The 15,925-nt window shown below is 71.7% G+C and carries 18 protein-coding genes and 1 pseudogene; 15 read left to right on the forward strand and 4 right to left on the reverse strand.

Going from position 1 to position 15,925, the window contains the following annotated elements:
• The 10 genes and pseudogenes from HDR73_RS11395 to yaaA form a co-directional block, all read left to right on the forward strand.
• Nucleotides 1-104 (forward strand): annotated as a pseudogene (locus tag HDR73_RS11395) (IS481 family transposase); the annotation flags it as partial.
• Between the two features lie 191 nt (nt 105-295).
• Nucleotides 296-1,120, forward strand: a complete 825-nt coding sequence (gene atpB, locus HDR73_RS11400) for a F0F1 ATP synthase subunit A (protein WP_479723274.1) — start codon at nt 296-298, stop codon at nt 1,118-1,120.
• Between the two features lie 46 nt (nt 1,121-1,166).
• Nucleotides 1,167-1,400, forward strand: coding sequence for an ATP synthase F0 subunit C (locus tag HDR73_RS11405; RefSeq protein WP_012299262.1), 234 nt, complete (start codon nt 1,167-1,169; stop codon nt 1,398-1,400).
• A gap of 11 nt (nt 1,401-1,411) precedes the next feature.
• Nucleotides 1,412-1,978 (forward strand): F0F1 ATP synthase subunit B, encoded by a 567-nt coding sequence (locus HDR73_RS11410; protein WP_041464595.1) that lies wholly within the window; start codon nt 1,412-1,414, stop codon nt 1,976-1,978.
• Entirely contained in the window at nt 1,978-2,769 is a 792-nt protein-coding gene (locus tag HDR73_RS11415) for a F0F1 ATP synthase subunit delta (RefSeq protein WP_012299260.1), read from the forward strand. The genes HDR73_RS11410 and HDR73_RS11415 overlap by 1 nt, the downstream gene beginning before the upstream one ends.
• A gap of 55 nt (nt 2,770-2,824) precedes the next feature.
• Entirely contained in the window at nt 2,825-4,462 is a 1,638-nt protein-coding gene (atpA, locus tag HDR73_RS11420; RefSeq protein WP_041464594.1) for a F0F1 ATP synthase subunit alpha, read from the forward strand.
• Nucleotides 4,463-4,511: 49 nt separating this feature from the next.
• A complete protein-coding gene (locus HDR73_RS11425; RefSeq protein ID WP_012299258.1) occupies nt 4,512-5,411 on the forward strand; it encodes a F0F1 ATP synthase subunit gamma in 900 nt (299 codons plus the stop codon).
• 35 nt (nt 5,412-5,446) lie between these two features.
• Nucleotides 5,447-6,907 carry a F0F1 ATP synthase subunit beta gene (atpD, locus tag HDR73_RS11430; protein WP_012299257.1) on the forward strand — a complete coding sequence of 487 codons (1,461 nt, stop codon included), beginning with the start codon at nt 5,447-5,449 and terminating at the stop codon, nt 6,905-6,907.
• A gap of 1 nt (nt 6,908) precedes the next feature.
• Nucleotides 6,909-7,178, forward strand: coding sequence for a F0F1 ATP synthase subunit epsilon (locus HDR73_RS11435; protein ID WP_012037856.1), 270 nt, complete (start codon nt 6,909-6,911; stop codon nt 7,176-7,178).
• 111 nt (nt 7,179-7,289) lie between these two features.
• Entirely contained in the window at nt 7,290-8,045 is a 756-nt protein-coding gene (gene yaaA / locus HDR73_RS11440) for a peroxide stress protein YaaA (RefSeq protein WP_012299256.1), read from the forward strand.
• An 11-nt stretch (nt 8,046-8,056) separates the two neighbouring features.
• Here the strand turns inward: yaaA and HDR73_RS11445 are convergent, their stop codons facing one another.
• From HDR73_RS11445 to HDR73_RS11455, 3 genes are all read right to left on the reverse strand, one after another.
• Nucleotides 8,057-8,650 (reverse strand): DNA-3-methyladenine glycosylase I, encoded by a 594-nt coding sequence (locus HDR73_RS11445; RefSeq protein ID WP_041464593.1) that lies wholly within the window; start codon nt 8,648-8,650, stop codon nt 8,057-8,059.
• Nucleotides 8,647-9,267 carry a methylated-DNA--[protein]-cysteine S-methyltransferase gene (locus tag HDR73_RS11450; RefSeq protein WP_012299254.1) on the reverse strand — a complete coding sequence of 207 codons (621 nt, stop codon included), beginning with the start codon at nt 9,265-9,267 and terminating at the stop codon, nt 8,647-8,649. The genes HDR73_RS11445 and HDR73_RS11450 overlap by 4 nt, the downstream gene beginning before the upstream one ends.
• Nucleotides 9,268-9,373: 106 nt before the next feature.
• Complete coding sequence (locus HDR73_RS11455; RefSeq protein ID WP_012299253.1) at nt 9,374-9,853, reverse strand: Lrp/AsnC family transcriptional regulator; 480 nt, start codon at nt 9,851-9,853, stop codon at nt 9,374-9,376.
• Between the two features lie 306 nt (nt 9,854-10,159).
• On the opposite strand from HDR73_RS11455, the gene HDR73_RS11460 reads away from it, so the two are divergent.
• Together HDR73_RS11460 and HDR73_RS11465 are read left to right on the forward strand one after the other, a co-directional pair.
• Entirely contained in the window at nt 10,160-11,224 is a 1,065-nt protein-coding gene (locus HDR73_RS11460) for an FHA domain-containing protein (RefSeq protein ID WP_287136447.1), read from the forward strand.
• The gene (locus tag HDR73_RS11465; protein WP_041464592.1) at nt 11,221-12,057 is read left to right on the forward strand and encodes a PP2C family protein-serine/threonine phosphatase; all 837 of its coding nucleotides are present in this window, start codon (nt 11,221-11,223) and stop codon (nt 12,055-12,057) included. The genes HDR73_RS11460 and HDR73_RS11465 overlap by 4 nt, the downstream gene beginning before the upstream one ends.
• A gap of 36 nt (nt 12,058-12,093) precedes the next feature.
• Here HDR73_RS11465 and dapD read toward each other — a convergent pair whose 3' ends face one another.
• Entirely contained in the window at nt 12,094-13,092 is a 999-nt protein-coding gene (dapD, locus tag HDR73_RS11470; protein ID WP_041464591.1) for a 2,3,4,5-tetrahydropyridine-2,6-dicarboxylate N-succinyltransferase, read from the reverse strand.
• Nucleotides 13,093-13,172: 80 nt separating this feature from the next.
• On the opposite strand from dapD, the gene dapE reads away from it, so the two are divergent.
• The 3 genes from dapE (at nt 13,173) to HDR73_RS11485 (ending at nt 15,805) form a co-directional block, all read left to right on the forward strand.
• Nucleotides 13,173-14,270, forward strand: coding sequence for a succinyl-diaminopimelate desuccinylase (gene dapE / locus HDR73_RS11475; RefSeq protein WP_041464590.1), 1,098 nt, complete (start codon nt 13,173-13,175; stop codon nt 14,268-14,270).
• Nucleotides 14,252-15,484 carry a hypothetical protein gene (locus HDR73_RS11480; RefSeq protein WP_012299248.1) on the forward strand — a complete coding sequence of 411 codons (1,233 nt, stop codon included), beginning with the start codon at nt 14,252-14,254 and terminating at the stop codon, nt 15,482-15,484. Before dapE ends, HDR73_RS11480 begins: the two co-directional genes overlap by 19 nt.
• A gap of 147 nt (nt 15,485-15,631) precedes the next feature.
• A complete protein-coding gene (locus HDR73_RS11485; protein ID WP_012299247.1) occupies nt 15,632-15,805 on the forward strand; it encodes a DUF3117 domain-containing protein in 174 nt (57 codons plus the stop codon).
• Nucleotides 15,806-15,925: the final 120 nt, after the last annotated feature.

Raw genomic sequence — 15,925 nt, forward strand, 5'->3', positions numbered from 1 at the left:
ACCGGGCCGACGCGCTTGACCCCTTCATCGAGCACTACAACACTGAACGGATCCACTCGAGCCACGGGCTCACGCCCGCGGCCCGAGTGTCACCAACGTCATGACCCAGTACAGCTAGCCGCGCGCCCTCGGGCGCCGGAAGAGGGGACGCGATTAGTCAGGGCACCCTCATTGTTGATAGTCTCTTTCGTGACGATTCCCGTCGGGCCGTGCCCAGTTCCACCTCACGCCGGCGTCTTCTCACCCCATCCGTTCGTCGCCGCGAGAGTTCGCGCTCCACGCCCCGAAACAGGAGATAGCGCTGTTAGCCACCGCTGCACCCAGCATCATCACCCTCGCCGCTGAAGACTCGGGTGAGGGGTTCCACGCTCCCACGCTCGAGGAGTTCTTCCCGCCGATCGCCTTCTTCGAGGGCACGGGCTTCGACCTCAACCGCATCATGCTCATCAGGCTCCTGGTGATGGCGGTCCTCGTCGTCCTGTTCGTCGTCGGCACGCGCAAGCTCGCGCTGGTGCCCGGCCGCGGCCAGAACCTCGTCGAGATGGGCGTCGACTTCGTCCGCGTCAACATCGCGGAGGACATCCTCGGTAAGAAGGACGGCCGTCGATTCCTGCCGATCATCATGACCATCTTCTTCCTGGTCCTCGGCATGGACCTCACGGGCGTCGTCCCCTTCCTCAACATCGCCGGCACCTCGGTCATCGGCCTCCCGCTCCTGCTGGCGCTCGTGGCGTACGTCACGTTCATCTACGCCGGCATCAAGGACCGGGGCGTGATGTTCTTCAAGAACACGCTGTTCCCCGCCGGGGCGCCGAAGCCGGTCTACCTGCTCCTCACGCCCATCGAGTTCCTCTCGACGTTCATCATCCGGCCGGTCGCGCTCACGCTCCGACTCCTGATGAACATGCTCGTGGGGCACCTCCTGCTGGTGCTCTGCTTCTCCGCGACGTGGTTCTTCCTCTTCGAGGCGCAGGGCGCGCTCAAGATCCTGGGCGCCGGCACCCTCGTCCTCGGATTCGCGTTCACGCTCTTCGAGCTGCTCGTCGCCGTCCTGCAGGCCTACATCTTCGCCCTCCTCACCGCCGTCTACATCCAGATGGCCGTGGCGGAGGAGCACTAAGCGATCTCGTCCACCGACGAGATCACCCAACCGGAAGGAACCCCCAGTGGACCCCATCATCACCGCCGAGATCACCGGCAACATCGCGACCGTCGGCTACGGCCTCGCAGCGATCGGCCCCGGCATCGGTGTCGGGATCGTCGCCGGCAAGACCGTCGAGGCCATGGCCCGCCAGCCTGAGATGGCCGGCAGCCTCCGCACCACGATGTTCCTCGGCATCGCGTTCTCCGAGGCGCTCGCGCTCATCGGCCTCGCGACCTACTTCATCTTCACCAACTAGGGGAGACGCACATGCTCACGCCCCACAACGTGATGGCGGCAGGTGAAGAAGCGCCGAGCATCCTCCTACCCGCGGTCTACGACATCGTGTGGTCGGCGGTCGTGTTCGTCGTCCTCCTGGTCGTCATCTGGAAGTACGCGCTCCCGCGCGTCTACGCCATGCTCGACGGCCGCACCGAGGCGATCGCCGGCGGCATCGAGAAGGCCGAGCGCGCGCAGGCGGAAGCCGACGCCGCGAAGGCCGAGCTCACCGCGCAGCTCGTCGAGGCACGCGCGGAGGCCGGTCGCATCCGCGAGCAGGCCCGTGTCGACGCCTCGGTGATCGCCGCGGAGATCAAGGAGCAGGCCACGGCCGACGCCGCCCGGATCACCGCGAGCGGCACGCAGCAGATCGAGGCGGAGCGCCAGCAGGCGGTCGTCTCGCTCCGCTCCGAGGTTGGATCGCTCGCGATCGACCTCGCGTCGGGCGTCATCGGCCAGAGCCTCGCGGACGACCAGCGCTCCACCGCGCTCGTCGACCGGTTCCTCGCCGACCTGGAGGCCAGCGAGACCGCCGGCAGGACGGGATCCGCCAGCTGATGGGCAGTGCATCGCGCGCATCGCTGGACTCGGCACGCCGCGTCCTCGCGGAGCTCGGGGGCGTCGACCTGTCGACGGCCGGTCAGCTCCTCGGAGCCGGCCGCGCCATCGGCGGATCCACGCACCTGCTCTCCGCGCTGGCGGACACCGGCATCGCGCCGGAGGTCAAGCACAGCATCGTGGACCGGGTCTTCGGCGCCACCGTGCAGGAGCCGACGCTCCGCGTCCTCCGCGCGGTCGTCGACGGCCGCTGGTCGTCGCACGACGAGCTGCTGGCGGGCATCGAGGAGCTCGGCATCCGCGCCGTGGCGATCTCGGCGCCCGAGGGCACGCCCGTCGAGTCCGAGCTGTTCACGTTCGGCCGCGCCGTGTCCACCGACGACGGCCTCGAGCTGGCGTTCGGGGACAAGCTGGGCGACCCCGAGGCCAAGTCGACGCTCGTCCACCGTCTCCTCGACGGCCGGGCATCGGAGCAGACGGTCGTCATCGTCGAGCAGCTCGTGCAGCAGCCCCGCGGCCGCCGCATCGGGGAGCTCGTCCGTCACGCCGCCACCCTCGTCGCCGACCAGGCGGGCCTCACCATCGCCACGGTCAGCGTCGCCTCGCCCCTGTCGCCCGAGCAGTCGGAGCGCCTGGCGCAGGCGCTGAGCCGCCGGTACTCCCGGCGGATCGAGCTGAACCAGGTCGTGGACCGCGATCTCGTCGGCGGCCTCCGCGTCCAGATCGGCGACGACGTCATCGACGGCAGCGTCGCCACCAGGATCAACGATTTGAGACTCCAGTTCGCCTGACCGGCGGGCGTCACCTCGGGGGCCGCAGGCTCCCGTGAATGCAAAGGGAAAGAAGATGGCAGAACTTTCGATCAGCCCCGACGAGATCCGGGACGCGCTCAAGGACTTCGTGCAGTCCTACGAGCCCGGCAAGGCCTCGACCACCGAGGTCGGCTACGTGCTCGACGCGGGCGACGGAATCGCCCACGTGCAGGGCCTGCCCGGCGTCATGGCCAACGAGCTCATCACGTTCGCCGACGGGACCCTGGGCCTCGCCCAGAACCTGGAGGAGAGCGAGATCGGCGTCATCGTGCTCGGCGAGTTCGCCGGCATCGAGGAGGGCATGGAGGTGCGCCGCACCGGCGAGGTGCTCTCCGTCCCCGTCGGCGACGGCTACCTCGGCCGCGTCGTGGACCCGCTGGGCAACCCCATCGACGGCCAGGGCGAGATCGCGAACGAGGGCCGCCGCGCCCTCGAGCTCCAGGCACCCGGCGTCATGCAGCGCAAGAGCGTGCACGAGCCCATGCAGACCGGCATCAAGGCCATCGACGCCATGATCCCGATCGGCCGCGGCCAGCGCCAGCTCATCATCGGCGACCGCCAGACCGGCAAGACGGCCATCGCGATCGACACGATCATCAACCAGAAGGCCAACTGGGAGTCGGGCGACACGAACAAGCAGGTCCGCTGCATCTACGTCGCCATCGGCCAGAAGGGCTCCACCATCGCCTCGGTGCGCGGCGCCCTCGAGGAGGCCGGCGCCATGGAGTACACGACCATCGTCGCGTCCCCCGCGTCCGACCCCGCCGGCTTCAAGTACCTCGCTCCCTACACCGGCTCGGCCATCGGCCAGCACTGGATGTACGGCGGCAAGCACGTCCTCATCATCTTCGACGACCTGTCCAAGCAGGCCGAGGCCTACCGCGCTGTCTCGCTCCTTCTGCGTCGTCCGCCGGGACGCGAGGCGTACCCCGGCGACGTCTTCTACCTGCACTCCCGCCTGCTCGAGCGCTGCGCCAAGCTCTCGGACGAGCTGGGCGCCGGATCGATGACGGGCCTGCCCATCATCGAGACGAAGGCGAACGACGTCTCGGCGTACATCCCGACCAACGTGATCTCGATCACCGACGGCCAGATCTTCCTGCAGTCCGACCTCTTCAACGCCAACCAGCGTCCCGCGGTCGACGTCGGCATCTCGGTGTCCCGCGTCGGCGGCGACGCGCAGGTGAAGAGCATCAAGAAGGTCTCCGGCACGCTCAAGCTCGAGCTCGCGCAGTACCGCTCCCTCGAGGCGTTCGCGATCTTCGCGTCCGACCTCGACGCGGCCAGCCGTCGCCAGCTCGCCCGTGGCGCGCGCCTGACGGAGCTGCTCAAGCAGCCCCAGTACTCGCCGTTCCCCATCGAGGAGCAGGTCGTCTCGATCTGGGCGGGCACGAAGGGCAAGCTCGACGAGGTGCCCGTCGAGGACATCCTCCGCTTCGAGCGCGAGCTGCTCGACCACCTCCACCGCAACACGGAGGTGCTGTCGCAGCTCAAGGAGAAGAACGTCCTCACCGACGACATCATCGACGCGATGGACAAGGCCGTGGACCGGTTCAAGCTCGAGTTCCAGACGGGCGAGGGCAAGCCGCTCGCCTCCGTCGGATCCGAGAAGTTCGAGCCCGCCAAGGCCGAGGACGTCAACCAGGAGCAGATCGTCAAGGGCAAGCGCTGACGCGCTTGTCCCACCGATCCGCCACCGACCGAGACCGATAGGGAGACCAATGGGAGCGCAACTCCGGGTCTACACGCAGAAGATCAAGTCCGCGCAGACGACGAAGAAGATCACCCGCGCGATGGAGCTGATCTCCGCGTCGCGCATCCAGAAGGCGCAGCAGCGGATGGCGGCGTCCGCGCCGTACTCCCGCGCCGTCACGCGCGCGGTCTCGGCGGTGGCGACGTTCTCCAACGTCGACCACATCCTCACGACCGAGCCCGAGAAGGTGGAGCGGGCGGCGATCGTCATCTTCGCCTCCGACCGCGGCCTCGCCGGCGCGTTCAGCTCCAGCGTCCTGAAGGAGTCGGAGCAGCTCGCCGAGCTCCTCCGTTCGCAGGGCAAGGAGATCGTCTACTACCTGGTGGGCCGCAAGGCCGTCGGGTACTTCAAGTTCCGCAAGCGGGATTCGGAGCGCATCTGGACCGGCAGCACGGAGAAGCCCGAGTTCGAGACCGCGAAGTCGATCGGCGACGCGCTCGTGGAGAAGTTCGTGACGCCGGCGTCCGAGGGCGGCGTGGACGAGATCCACATCGTCTTCAACCGCTTCGTGTCGATCGCCACGCAGAAGCCGGAGGTCGTCCGCCTGCTGCCGCTCGAGGTCGTCGAGGGGGTGGAGGCGCCCGTCGAGGGTGCCGTCCTGCCGCTCTACGAGTTCGAGCCCGAGGTGGGCGACGTTCTCGACGCGCTGCTCCCCGTCTACATCGAGAGCCGCATCTTCAACGCGATGCTGCAGTCGGCCGCCTCCGAGCACGCCGCGCGCCAGAAGGCCATGAAGTCGGCGAGCGACAACGCTGACAAGCTCGTGACCACCTACACGCGGCTGCGGAACAACGCGCGCCAGACCGAGATCACGCAGCAGATCTCCGAGATCGTCGGCGGCGCGGACGCGCTCGCCTCCAGCAAGTAACACTCCTGCTCCACGAATGAAGAAGAGAGACATCAATGACTGACACCGCCACTCGGCCGGTCGCCAGCGACAGCGTGGCCGGCGTCGGACGCATCGTCCGCGTCACCGGCCCGGTCGTGGACATCGAGTTCCCGCATGACTCGATCCCCCCGGTCTACAACGCCCTCAAGACCACGATCACGATCGGCGAGGACTCGACGGAGATCACGCTCGAGATCGCGCTGCACCTCGGCGACGACGTCGTGCGCGCCATCGCCCTGAAGCCCACGGACGGCCTCGTCCGCGGCCAGGAGGTGCGCGACACGGGCGCCGCCATCTCGGTGCCCGTCGGCGACATCACCAAGGGCAAGGTCTTCAACGTCACCGGCGACATCCTCAACAACGAGGGTGGTGAGCCCATCGAGATCACCGAGCGCTGGCCCATCCACCGCAAGCCCCCGATGTTCGACCAGCTCGAGTCCAAGACGCAGCTGTTCGAGACCGGCATCAAGGTCATCGACCTCCTCACCCCGTACGTGCAGGGCGGCAAGATCGGCCTGTTCGGCGGCGCGGGCGTCGGCAAGACCGTCCTCATCCAGGAGATGATCCAGCGCGTCGCGCAGGACCACGGCGGAGTGTCCGTGTTCGCCGGAGTCGGCGAGCGCACCCGCGAGGGCAACGACCTCATCATGGAGATGGAGGAGGCCGGCGTCTTCGACAAAACCGCGTTGGTCTTCGGCCAGATGGACGAGCCGCCGGGAACGCGCCTCCGCGTCGCCCTGTCCGCGCTCACGATGGCGGAGTACTTCCGCGACGTGAAGAACCAGGACGTGCTGCTCTTCATCGACAACATCTTCCGCTTCACGCAGGCCGGCTCCGAGGTCTCCACGCTGCTCGGCCGCATGCCGTCCGCGGTGGGCTACCAGCCGAACCTCGCGGACGAGATGGGCGTGCTCCAGGAGCGCATCACGTCGACCCGCGGCCACAGCATCACGTCGCTGCAGGCCATCTACGTCCCCGCGGACGACTACACGGACCCGGCACCGGCCACCACGTTCGCGCACCTCGACGCGACCACGGAGCTCAGCCGCGAGATCGCCTCGCGCGGTCTCTACCCGGCCGTCGACCCGCTGACGTCCACCAGCCGCATCCTCGACCCGCGGTACCTGGGCCAGGCGCACTACGACACGGCCACCCGCGTCAAGGCCATCCTGCAGAAAAACAAGGAGCTGCAGGAGATCATCGCGATCCTCGGCGTCGACGAGCTCTCCGAGGAGGACAAGGTCACGGTGTCGCGTGCGCGCCGCATCCAGCAGTTCCTCTCGCAGAACACGTACATGGCGAAGAAGTTCACGGGCGTCGAGGGCTCCACGGTGCCGCTGAAGAACACCATCGAGTCGTTCTCGAAGATCGCCGACGGCGACTACGACCACGTCGCCGAGCAGGCGTTCTTCAACGTCGGCGACCTCGACGATGTCGAGCGCCGCTGGTCCGAGATCCAGAAGGAGAACGGCTGACATGGCCCGCGCTGATCTCACGGTGACCGTGGTCTCGGCCGACCAGCAGGTCTGGTCGGGCCAGGCGTCCATGGTCGTCGCGCGCACCAGCGAGGGCGAGATCGGCATCCTGGCCGGTCACGAGCCCCTGCTGGCGATCCTCGCGACCGGCAACGTCCGCATCACGCAGGACGGCGGCGCCGTGATCACGGCCGACGCCGACGAGGGCTTCCTCTCGGTGGAGAACGACAACGTGACCGTGGTCGCGCGCAAGGCCGCACTGGTCGCGTAGCATCACGTCCGTCCGACGGCGGGCGGTCCCCTCGGGGGCCGTCCGCCTTCGTGCGTCCGGGCGCGCGTTCCGCCCGTCCATCCCGTCCCGCCACCCGATCCCGGAGGCCCCGTGCTCGTCCTGCTGCCCCCGTCCGAGACCAAGCGCGACGGCGGGACGGAGGGATCGCACCTGGACCTCGACCTCCTCGCCTTCCCCGAGCTGACGGAGGAGCGCCGAACGGTCGTGCGGGCCGTCGCCGACCTCGCCCGGGATCCCGAGGCGGCGGCGCGCGCCCTCAAGCTCGGCCCGCGCCAGGCCGCAGAGGTGGAGCGGAACCGCGTGCTCGAGACCTCGCCGACCATGCCGGCTCTCCGCCGCTACACGGGCGTCCTCTACGACCCCATCGGCGCCGACTCCCTGGATCCCGCGCAACTCGCGTTCGCCGGTCGGCACGTCGCCGTGCACTCCGCCCTGCTCGGGCCCGTCCGGGCGACCGACCCGATCCCGGCCTACCGGCTCTCGCACGACAGCCGCGTGCCGGGCCTGAGGATGAAGGCGCACTGGGTCGCCTCGGTCCGTCGCGTGCTCGAGGGGATCCCGGGTCTCGTGCTCGACCTGCGCTCCGAGGGGTACGCCGCCCTCGGACCGCGTCCCGGTCACGAGGACTCCGCCGTGGTGCGGGTGGTCGCCCGCGGCGCGGACGGCACGGTGCGGGCGCTCAACCACTTCAACAAGAAGGCGAAGGGCGAGCTCGTGCGCGATCTGATCCTCGCCGGTCGCGATCTCGGATCCGTGGCGGAGCTGCTCGACTGGGCCGCGGGCACCGGCATCGAGCTGTCGCGCGGTGACACCGGCGAGCTCGTCCTGGTCGCCGCGCCGCATTGACGCCGCCGGGGTCAGGCGGCCCGATGGCAGCCGACGACGTGGTCGTCGACGAGACCCGATGACTGCATGAGCGCGTAGACGGTGGTGGGGCCCACGAACCGGAGTCCGTGCGCCTTGAGCTCGCGGCTGAGGGCCGTGGACTCCGGCGTGACGGCGGGGATCTCGTCGGCTGTGGCCGGACGGGAGCGGGTCAGGGGATCGGGGGCATGCGCCCAGATCATGCGGTCGAGGGCACCGTCCCCGTGCTCGTCGACGAGGGCCCGCACCGCGCGTGCGTTGCCGGCGGCCGCGAGGATCTTGGCGCGGTTGCGGATGATCCCGGCGTCGCCCATCAGCCGCTCGACGTCGCCGTCGTCCATGGCGGCGACCGCGTCGACGTCGAAGCCGTGGAAGACCTCGCGGAAGTGCGGGCGCTTGCGGAGGATGGAGATCCACGACAGCCCCGCCTGGAAGCCCTCGAGGCAGAGCTTCTCGAACAGCGGCCGGTCTCCGTGCAGCGGACGGCCCCACTCCTCGTCGTGGTATCTGCGGTACTCCGTGTCGCCGGCGGACCAGGCGCAGCGCGCGACGCCGTCGTCGCCGAGCACGAGCGATGGGCGCGTCATGACAGCACCGAGCCCTCGAGCGCGAGAAGCCCGACCTTCGTGGCGACCCCGTCGCCGGCGCTGAAGCCGGTGACGCGCCCGTCGGAGCCGAGCACGCGATGGCAGGGGACCAGGATGCAGAGCCGGTTCGCGCCGACGGCCCCGCCCACCGCGCGGGCCCCGCTGGGCCGACCGGCGGCCTGAGCGAGGGCGCCGTACGTCGTGACGCCGCCGTGCGGGACGCGCGCGAGCGCCTCCCAGACCGCGACCTGGAACGGGGTCCCCGTCAGCCGCACCGGTACCTCGAAGGACGTGCGGCGGCCGGCGAAGTACTCGTCCAGCTGCCGCGCCGTCTCCGCGAGCACGGGGGTCGGCCGGTCGTCCAGATGGTCGAGCGGCAGGACGCCCACTGTGGCGATCGAGAGGGCGACGACGCGGTCGCCCTCGGCCACGAGCTCCAGGCGGCCGACGGGGGAGGGCACCCGGAGCAGCGCGGCGCCGTGGGGGAGGGTCCCGGCGGCGGGGGCCAGCGCGCAGCCCGGGTCGGCGTCGGGAGCGGCGGGCGCGGGTCGGCCATCGCGAGGCGGGGATGCCGGCCGCCGCGCGGGGGCGACGGCGGGAGCGGAGGAGGGGGTCATGCGGCGAACGTACGACGGGCCGTGCGGATCAGCGGGGCCACCGCCCGGTCGGGGGAGGGACGGCGCCGGCTGCCGTCGGGGGAGGAGGCGGAGACGCGCTCCGCCGTCACCGGGAGCGCCCGTGGCCGTCCTGCGTGTGCACCTTGGGGTAGACGAACGTCTCCGTGCTCACGACTCCCTCCAGGCCGCGGATGCGGGCGTTCAGCAGCTCGACGAGCTCGTCGTCGTCCTCGCAGACCACCTCGGCGAGGAGGTCGAACGTGCCCGCCGTCATGACCACGTAGTCGACCGCCGGGATGGCCGCGAGGGCGTCCGCGACCACGCGCACGTCGCCGCTCACGGTGACCCCGATCATGGCCTGGCGAGTGAGCCCGAGCTGCTGCGGATCGGTGAGCGCGACGATGCGGATCACGCCCGCGTCGGTGAGCTTCTGCACGCGCTGGCGGACGGCGGCCTCGCTGAGTCCCACCGCCTTGCCGATCTCGGCGTACGACCGGCGACCGTCCTCCCGCAGCTGGTCGACGATGGAGCGGGAGATCGCGTCGATGGGGAGCCCGCGGGCGGAGGGGCGCTGCGGCGTGCTCATCGTCCGAGCATGGCAGTCCGGCGGGGGCCGGGCAACCGGATCCGCGGCGACCGGCCACCGCGACAGCCCGGATGCCCCTCCCGTCGCCGCACCTGGACGCTGTCCGGTGGCCGGCGCACCCCTCTGCCGGAGCTTGCCCGCGCGGTAGGATCCGTGTCAGCGCGTCCGGCCGCCCGAGGCCCGTCGCCGACCGCCCGACCGGGCGCCGATCCTCGATGGAGCCGATGACGTGAGCGAGGGCTCCCACCGTTCCTCTCCCGCCGCCGGGGGGGGTCGGCCGGCATCGCGGTCGTCACGCCCCGCGCCGTGGTGCTCCTGCCCGCGGGCGCGCCGGCGGGCATCGTTGACGACCTCTGGCGCATCGTCGCCGATCCGGCTGCCACCGCCGAGGCGATCGTCGCGGCGCTGCCTCTGCGGGGCGCCGACGAGGTCGCGTCGTTCGCCGTGATCGTGCACGAGGCGGCCGGTCCGGAGGGCGCGCGCCTGCAGGTGGTGCTCCGGGGCGACGCGGTCGTGGACGCCGACGTCGACGGGGCCGCGGATCCCCGCCGGGTCGATGCGCGGCGCGCCCAGCCCTTCTACCTCGCGACGCTCGACCGGGTGCGGGCCTACCGGGCCTACCGGGCCGGCCGGGCCGACGTCGAGGCGGACGCCTCCGCGGACCGGACGGGAGGCCTCCCGCTCATCGCGGGCGCCGTCGCCGCGGACGCCGTGCACTGGCGCCTCGGCGATCCGCGACCGAGCGACGCGCGCTCCGGCGAGCCGGCACGTCCCGCCGACCGCCGTGACGCCCCGCCCTCCGGTCGCTGCGCCGCCGTGCCGACAGTGGATCCCGGTCTCGTCGCCACCGTGCTCGCCGGGCCGGCGGATCCGGTCGGGCGAACGGGAGCACCGGACGCCCGCGATGCCGCCGCCCGCGCCGGATCCGCCGGCGTCCCCACCGTCGCGATGCCCACCGCGCCCGCGACGCACGAGGACGCCGACGCCGACGCCCCGCGCGTCGTCCCCGCCTTCCGCGTCCTGCACGACGGCGTGCCGCACGGGGACGCCGACGTCCCCGACAGGATCCCGCTCGACGTCCCCGCCGTCGTCGGCCGCCGCCCGCGTCCGCCGCGCGTCATCCGGGGCGCCGCACCGCGGCTGGTCGCCGTGCCCTCCCCGCTCGGTGAGATCTCCGGCACGCACCTCGGGATCCGGCAGGACTCCGGCGTCGTCGTCGTGACCGACCTCGACTCCACCAACGGCACCGTGGTGCTCGCCCCCGGCGCCGAGCGCCTCGCGCTCCGTCCGGGGGAGTCGCTCGTGGTCGTGCCCGGCACGCGCATCGACATCGGCGACGGCGTCGTCCTCGAGATCCTGTCCGCCCGATGACCGCCATCGGAGCGGACGTCCCGGAGACGGCCCTCGCCCTGCCCGACGGCCGCACGCTCGTGCTCGGCTGGGCGTCCATGACCGACCGCGGCCTCCGCCGCGACCACAACGAGGACAGCGTGCTCGCCGCCGTGCCGTACTTCGCGGTGGCGGACGGCATGGGCGGGCACGCCGCGGGCGACGTGGCGAGCGACGCCGTCATCCGCCGCCTCGCCGAGGAGCAGGAGCTCGCCGACTCCGGGTTCGCGGATCCCGAGGGCGTGGAGCCCGCGCTCGACCTGGCCGTCGGCGACATCCGCGAGGAGACCGGGGACCTCGAGCTGCACGCCGGCACGACCGTCACGGGAGCGTGCCTCACGCTCGTGTCGGATCGCCCGTACTGGGCCGTCTTCAACGTCGGCGACTCGCGGGTGTACCAGCTCCGCGGCGACGTGCTCGAGCAGGTCACGGTCGACCACTCCGTCGTGCAGGAGATGGTGGACGCCGGCCGCATCACGCGCGCGCAGGCCGACCGGCACCCGGACGGCAACATCATCACCCGGGCCGTCGGCGTGGGCGACGCCGCCGAGGCGGACTACTGGCTGCTGCCCGTCACCGCGCGGCTGCGGCTGCTGGTCTGCTCCGACGGGCTGACCAAGGAGCTGGCCGACGCGGAGATCCGCGGGCACCTGCTGCGCGCCGACGACGCGGCGACGGCCGTGCGCGACCTCGTCGTGCACGCGCTGGAGAACGGCGGGCGCGACAACGTGACGGCGATCGTGGTCGACGTGCTGCGGATCGACCCGCCCGCCGACGCACCCGCTGTTCCGCGTCGTCGCGGGCTGCGGCGCTGAGCGGGACCCGGGTCCCGCCGGATCGCCCGGCTCGCGCTACGCGTGCAGCGCCTCGTTGAGGATCGACCCGCCGACGCGCCGCGGGACCGCCTCGACGGCACCCGTGAGCGAGTTGCGGCGGAACAGGATCCCGGGCCGCCCCGACAGCTCGACGGCCTTCACCTGCGGCACCGTGCCGTCCGGCCCGGGCGCCTCGCCCGCGAGCCGGACCTTGGTGCCCGCGGTCACGTAGAGGCCGGCCTCCACGACGCTGTCGTCGCCGATGGAGATGCCGACGCCCGAGTTGGCGCCGAGGAGCGCCCGTTCGCCGATGACGACGCGCTGCGTCCCGCCGCCCGAGAGCGTGCCCATGATGGACGCGCCGCCGCCGATGTCCGAGCCGTCGCCGACGACGACGCCCTGGGTGATCCGCCCCTCGACCATGGAGGAGCCGAGCGTGCCGGCGTTGAAGTTCACGAAGCCCTCGTGCATGACGGTGGTGCCGGGCGCCAGGTGCGCGCCGAGCCGGACGCGGGAGGCGTCGGCGATGCGGACGCGGTCGGGCGTGACGTAGTCGAGGAGGCGCGGGAACTTGTCGATGCCGTGCGCGGCGATGCCGGCCCGCTGGAGCGCCGGCCGGAGCCGGTCGAAGTCGTCGGGGTGCACGGGGCCCGCGTTCGTCCACACGACGATGGGGAGGTGGCCGAAGATCCCGTCGAGCGCGATGGTGTTCGGCGCCACGAGCAGGTGGCTCAGCAGGTGCAGGCGCAGGTACGCGTCGGGCGTCGACGTGGGGGGCGTCTGCAGGTCGATCTCGACCGTGACGATGTCGATCGTCACGCCGCGGCGCGGGTCGGCCACCGCGAGCTCCTCGATCCACGCCGGCGCGATCCAGCGGTCGCGGCCCGCGGGCAGCGACCTGAGCTCGGGCGCCGGGAACCAGGTGTCGAGCACGGTGCCGTCGGAGGCGACGGTCGCGAGGCCGTATCCCCATGCGGATCCGGAGGCGGGAGCGGAGGCGGGCGCGGCGGACGAGGGCGAAGCGGGGGAGGCCATGCGGCCAGCGTACCGATCGCCGCGGGCCGTCCCGGGTCCTCCCCAGGACCGCGTCCCGCTGCCGACCTAGGATGATCCGCATGCCGACCGAGACGCCGCCCGTGCCCGAGCTGGACCTCACCGCGGGGAGCGTCGAGGTCACGCGCGCGATCTGCGACATCGAGTCCGTCTCCGGCGACGAGGCGACGCTCGCCGACGCCATCGAGCGGGCCCTCGCCGGCTGCGCGCACCTCGAGCTGGAGCGCGACGGCGACGCGGTCGTCGCGCGCACGCGCCTCGGCCGCGACCGCCGCGTGGTCATCGCCGGCCACATCGACACCGTGCCCCTCAACCGCAACCTGCCCACGCGCACCGAGCACGACGACGGCGTCGAGTTCCTCTGGGGACGCGGCACGGTCGACATGAAGGCCGGCGTCGCCGTGCAGCTGGTGCTCGCGGCCGAGCTCGCGGATCCCGCCTACGACATCACCTGGATCTGGTACGACCACGAGGAGGTCTCGGACAGCCTCAACGGCCTCGGCCGCCTGGCCCGCACCCGCCCCGAGCTCCTCGAGGGCGACTTCGCGATCCTCGGCGAGCCGACCCGGGCGGAGATCGAGGGCGGCTGCAACGGCAACCTGCGCGTCGAGGTCCGCGCCTTCGGGAAGCGCTCGCACTCGGCCCGCTCCTGGGTCGGCGAGAACGCCATCCACCGGATCGCGCCCGTGCTCGACGTGCTCGCCGCGTACGAGGCGCGCGAGGTGGAGGTCGACGGCCTCGTCTACCGCGAGGGCCTCAACGCCGTCGGCGTCTCGGGCGGCATCGCGGGCAACGTCATCCCGGACGAGGCCATGGTGCACGTCAACTACCGCTTCGCCCCGAGCCGATCCGGCGCCGAGGCCGTCGAGCACGTCCGGGGCCTGTTCCCCGGCTTCGAGGTCACGGTCGTCGACCTCGCGGAGGGCGCCCGCCCGGGGCTCGACGCCGAGATCGCGCAGCCGTTCCTCGCAGCGGTCGGCGGGGAGGCGCGCCCGAAGTACGGCTGGACCGACGTCGCCCGGTTCAGCGCCCTCGGCATCCCCGCTGTGAACTACGGCCCCGGGGACCCGCTCCTCGCCCACCACGACGACGAGCGCGTCGACGTCACCCAGATCGTGTCGTGCGAGCGCGGCCTCCGGGCGTGGCTGACGGCGCGCTGACCCGGCCGGTCGGGCGCCCGGCGCCGCTCGACCTCCCGGACGCCCGACCCGCGGGGCGCCTGCCCTGGTGGGCGGCGGTCCTCGGCGTCTACGCGCTCAGCCGCGTCCTCACGACCGTGCTGATGCTCATCTCGGCCCGCAGCCAGATCCGCACCCCGTGGGCCTCCGCGTCGCCGTCCTACCTGCAGTACGCGACCTTCTGGGACGCCGGCTGGTATCGCGACATCGCGACCTTCGGCTACCCGACCGTGCTCCCCGTCGACGCCGCCGGCCACGTGCAGTCGAACCCGTGGGCGTTCCTGCCCGTCTACCCGGCCATCGTGCGCGCCATCCAGGACGCCACGGGCGCACCCTTCGACGTGGCCGCCGTCGCGGTCTCCGTGATCGCGGGAGGCGGTGCCGTGCTCGTGCTGCACCGCCTGCTGTCGCGCTTCCTCTCGCCGTCGTCGACCCTCACCGCGGTCGTCATCGTCTGCGTCGCCCCGGTCTCGCCGCTCTTCCAGATCGCGTACGCGGAGAGCCTGCAGACGCTCCTGCTCGTCACCGCCCTGCTGCTCCTGGTCGAGCGGCGCTACGTGCTCCTCGCGCCCGTCGTGGTCGTCATGGCGTTCACCCGCCCCCTCGGTCTCGCCTTCGCCCTGGCGCTGGTGCTGCACGGCGCGCATCGCATCGCCACGGCCCGTCGCGATCCGTTCCCTCCCGCGGAGCGCGCCCGGCTCGTGCTGGCCACGACCGCCGCCGTCGCCTCAGGGGCCGCCTGGCCGGTGATCGCCTGGATCCGCACGGGCTCGTTCACGGCGTACACCGACACGGAGCTCTCCTGGCGCGCGGCCTACGTCGGCTACCGCCACCTCGTGCCCTTCGAGGCGTGGTTCGACGCCGGCGACGTCTGGATCGGCGGTATCGCCGGGACCGTCGCCGTCCTGCTCGCCGTGGCGGCCTTCGTCCTGGTCCTCCTGCGCCCCTCCGTGCGCGCCCTCGGGCCCGACCTCCGCATCTGGATCGCGTCCTACGGCCTGTACCTCTTCGCGGTCTTCTTCCCGCAGTCGAGCGTCTTCCGCCTCCTGCTGCCCATGATCCCGCTGGCCGGGGCGCTCGCCGTGCCGCGAGCGCGCGCCTACCGGGTCGCCGTCGTCGTCGCCATGGTCGTCGGCCAGTGGATCTGGATCGACGTGTTCTGGCGCGCCACCGCGGGCGATTGGACGCCGCCGTGATCCGGCACCCGCGACGCCTCCGGGCGGCCCCGCCGCGCCCCCTCCACCCCCGGACGGGGGCGCGTCGGCCGTAGCACGGAGCCGCGCGTTCATCGGGGGGCGTGTCCATGCGGGATAATGGATGCACATCCACGAAAGGGGAGCCGAATGGCAGCCATGAAGCCCAGGACCGGCGACGGACCGATGGAGGCCGTGAAGGAGGGCAGGCTCATCATCGTGCGCGTGCCCTTGGAGGGAGGCGGACGACTCGTCGTCTCCGTCAACGACGCCGAAGCGAAGGAGCTTCACGACGCCCTCGCCGCGGTGACCAGCGCGGGCTAGGTGTAGTTCCTCGGGAGGTTGTGAACGCGTGAGCGGATAGCGAAGACCTCCGGGACGATGTGAGTTACCAAGCACACGTCATCACCGGAGGTCTTCGTGACTCACGCTAATGCCCCGTTC

It is taken from the genome of Clavibacter sp. (assembly GCF_014802555.1).
In the GTDB taxonomy this organism is placed as follows: domain Bacteria; phylum Actinomycetota; class Actinomycetes; order Actinomycetales; family Microbacteriaceae; genus Clavibacter; species Clavibacter sepedonicus.

Excerpts from the sequence above, each read along its gene's own strand:
- HDR73_RS11415 (WP_012299260.1), top strand. The coding sequence starts at position 1,978 with ATGGGCAGTGCATCGCGCGCATCGCTGGACTCGGCACGCCGCGTCCTC.
- HDR73_RS11425 (WP_012299258.1), top strand. The coding sequence starts at position 4,512 with ATGGGAGCGCAACTCCGGGTCTACACGCAGAAGATCAAGTCCGCGCAG.
- atpD (WP_012299257.1), top strand. The coding sequence starts at position 5,447 with ATGACTGACACCGCCACTCGGCCGGTCGCCAGCGACAGCGTGGCCGGC.
- HDR73_RS11485 (WP_012299247.1), top strand. The coding sequence starts at position 15,632 with ATGGCAGCCATGAAGCCCAGGACCGGCGACGGACCGATGGAGGCCGTG.
- dapE (WP_041464590.1), top strand. The coding sequence starts at position 13,173 with ATGCCGACCGAGACGCCGCCCGTGCCCGAGCTGGACCTCACCGCGGGG.
- dapD (WP_041464591.1), bottom strand. The coding sequence starts at position 13,092 with ATGGCCTCCCCCGCTTCGCCCTCGTCCGCCGCGCCCGCCTCCGCTCCC.
- HDR73_RS11410 (WP_041464595.1), top strand. The coding sequence starts at position 1,412 with ATGCTCACGCCCCACAACGTGATGGCGGCAGGTGAAGAAGCGCCGAGC.
- HDR73_RS11455 (WP_012299253.1), bottom strand. The coding sequence starts at position 9,853 with ATGAGCACGCCGCAGCGCCCCTCCGCCCGCGGGCTCCCCATCGACGCG.
- HDR73_RS11445 (WP_041464593.1), bottom strand. The coding sequence starts at position 8,650 with ATGACGCGCCCATCGCTCGTGCTCGGCGACGACGGCGTCGCGCGCTGC.
- HDR73_RS11450 (WP_012299254.1), bottom strand. The coding sequence starts at position 9,267 with ATGACCCCCTCCTCCGCTCCCGCCGTCGCCCCCGCGCGGCGGCCGGCA.
- atpA (WP_041464594.1), top strand. The coding sequence starts at position 2,825 with ATGGCAGAACTTTCGATCAGCCCCGACGAGATCCGGGACGCGCTCAAG.
- HDR73_RS11435 (WP_012037856.1), top strand. The coding sequence starts at position 6,909 with ATGGCCCGCGCTGATCTCACGGTGACCGTGGTCTCGGCCGACCAGCAG.
- HDR73_RS11465 (WP_041464592.1), top strand. The coding sequence starts at position 11,221 with ATGACCGCCATCGGAGCGGACGTCCCGGAGACGGCCCTCGCCCTGCCC.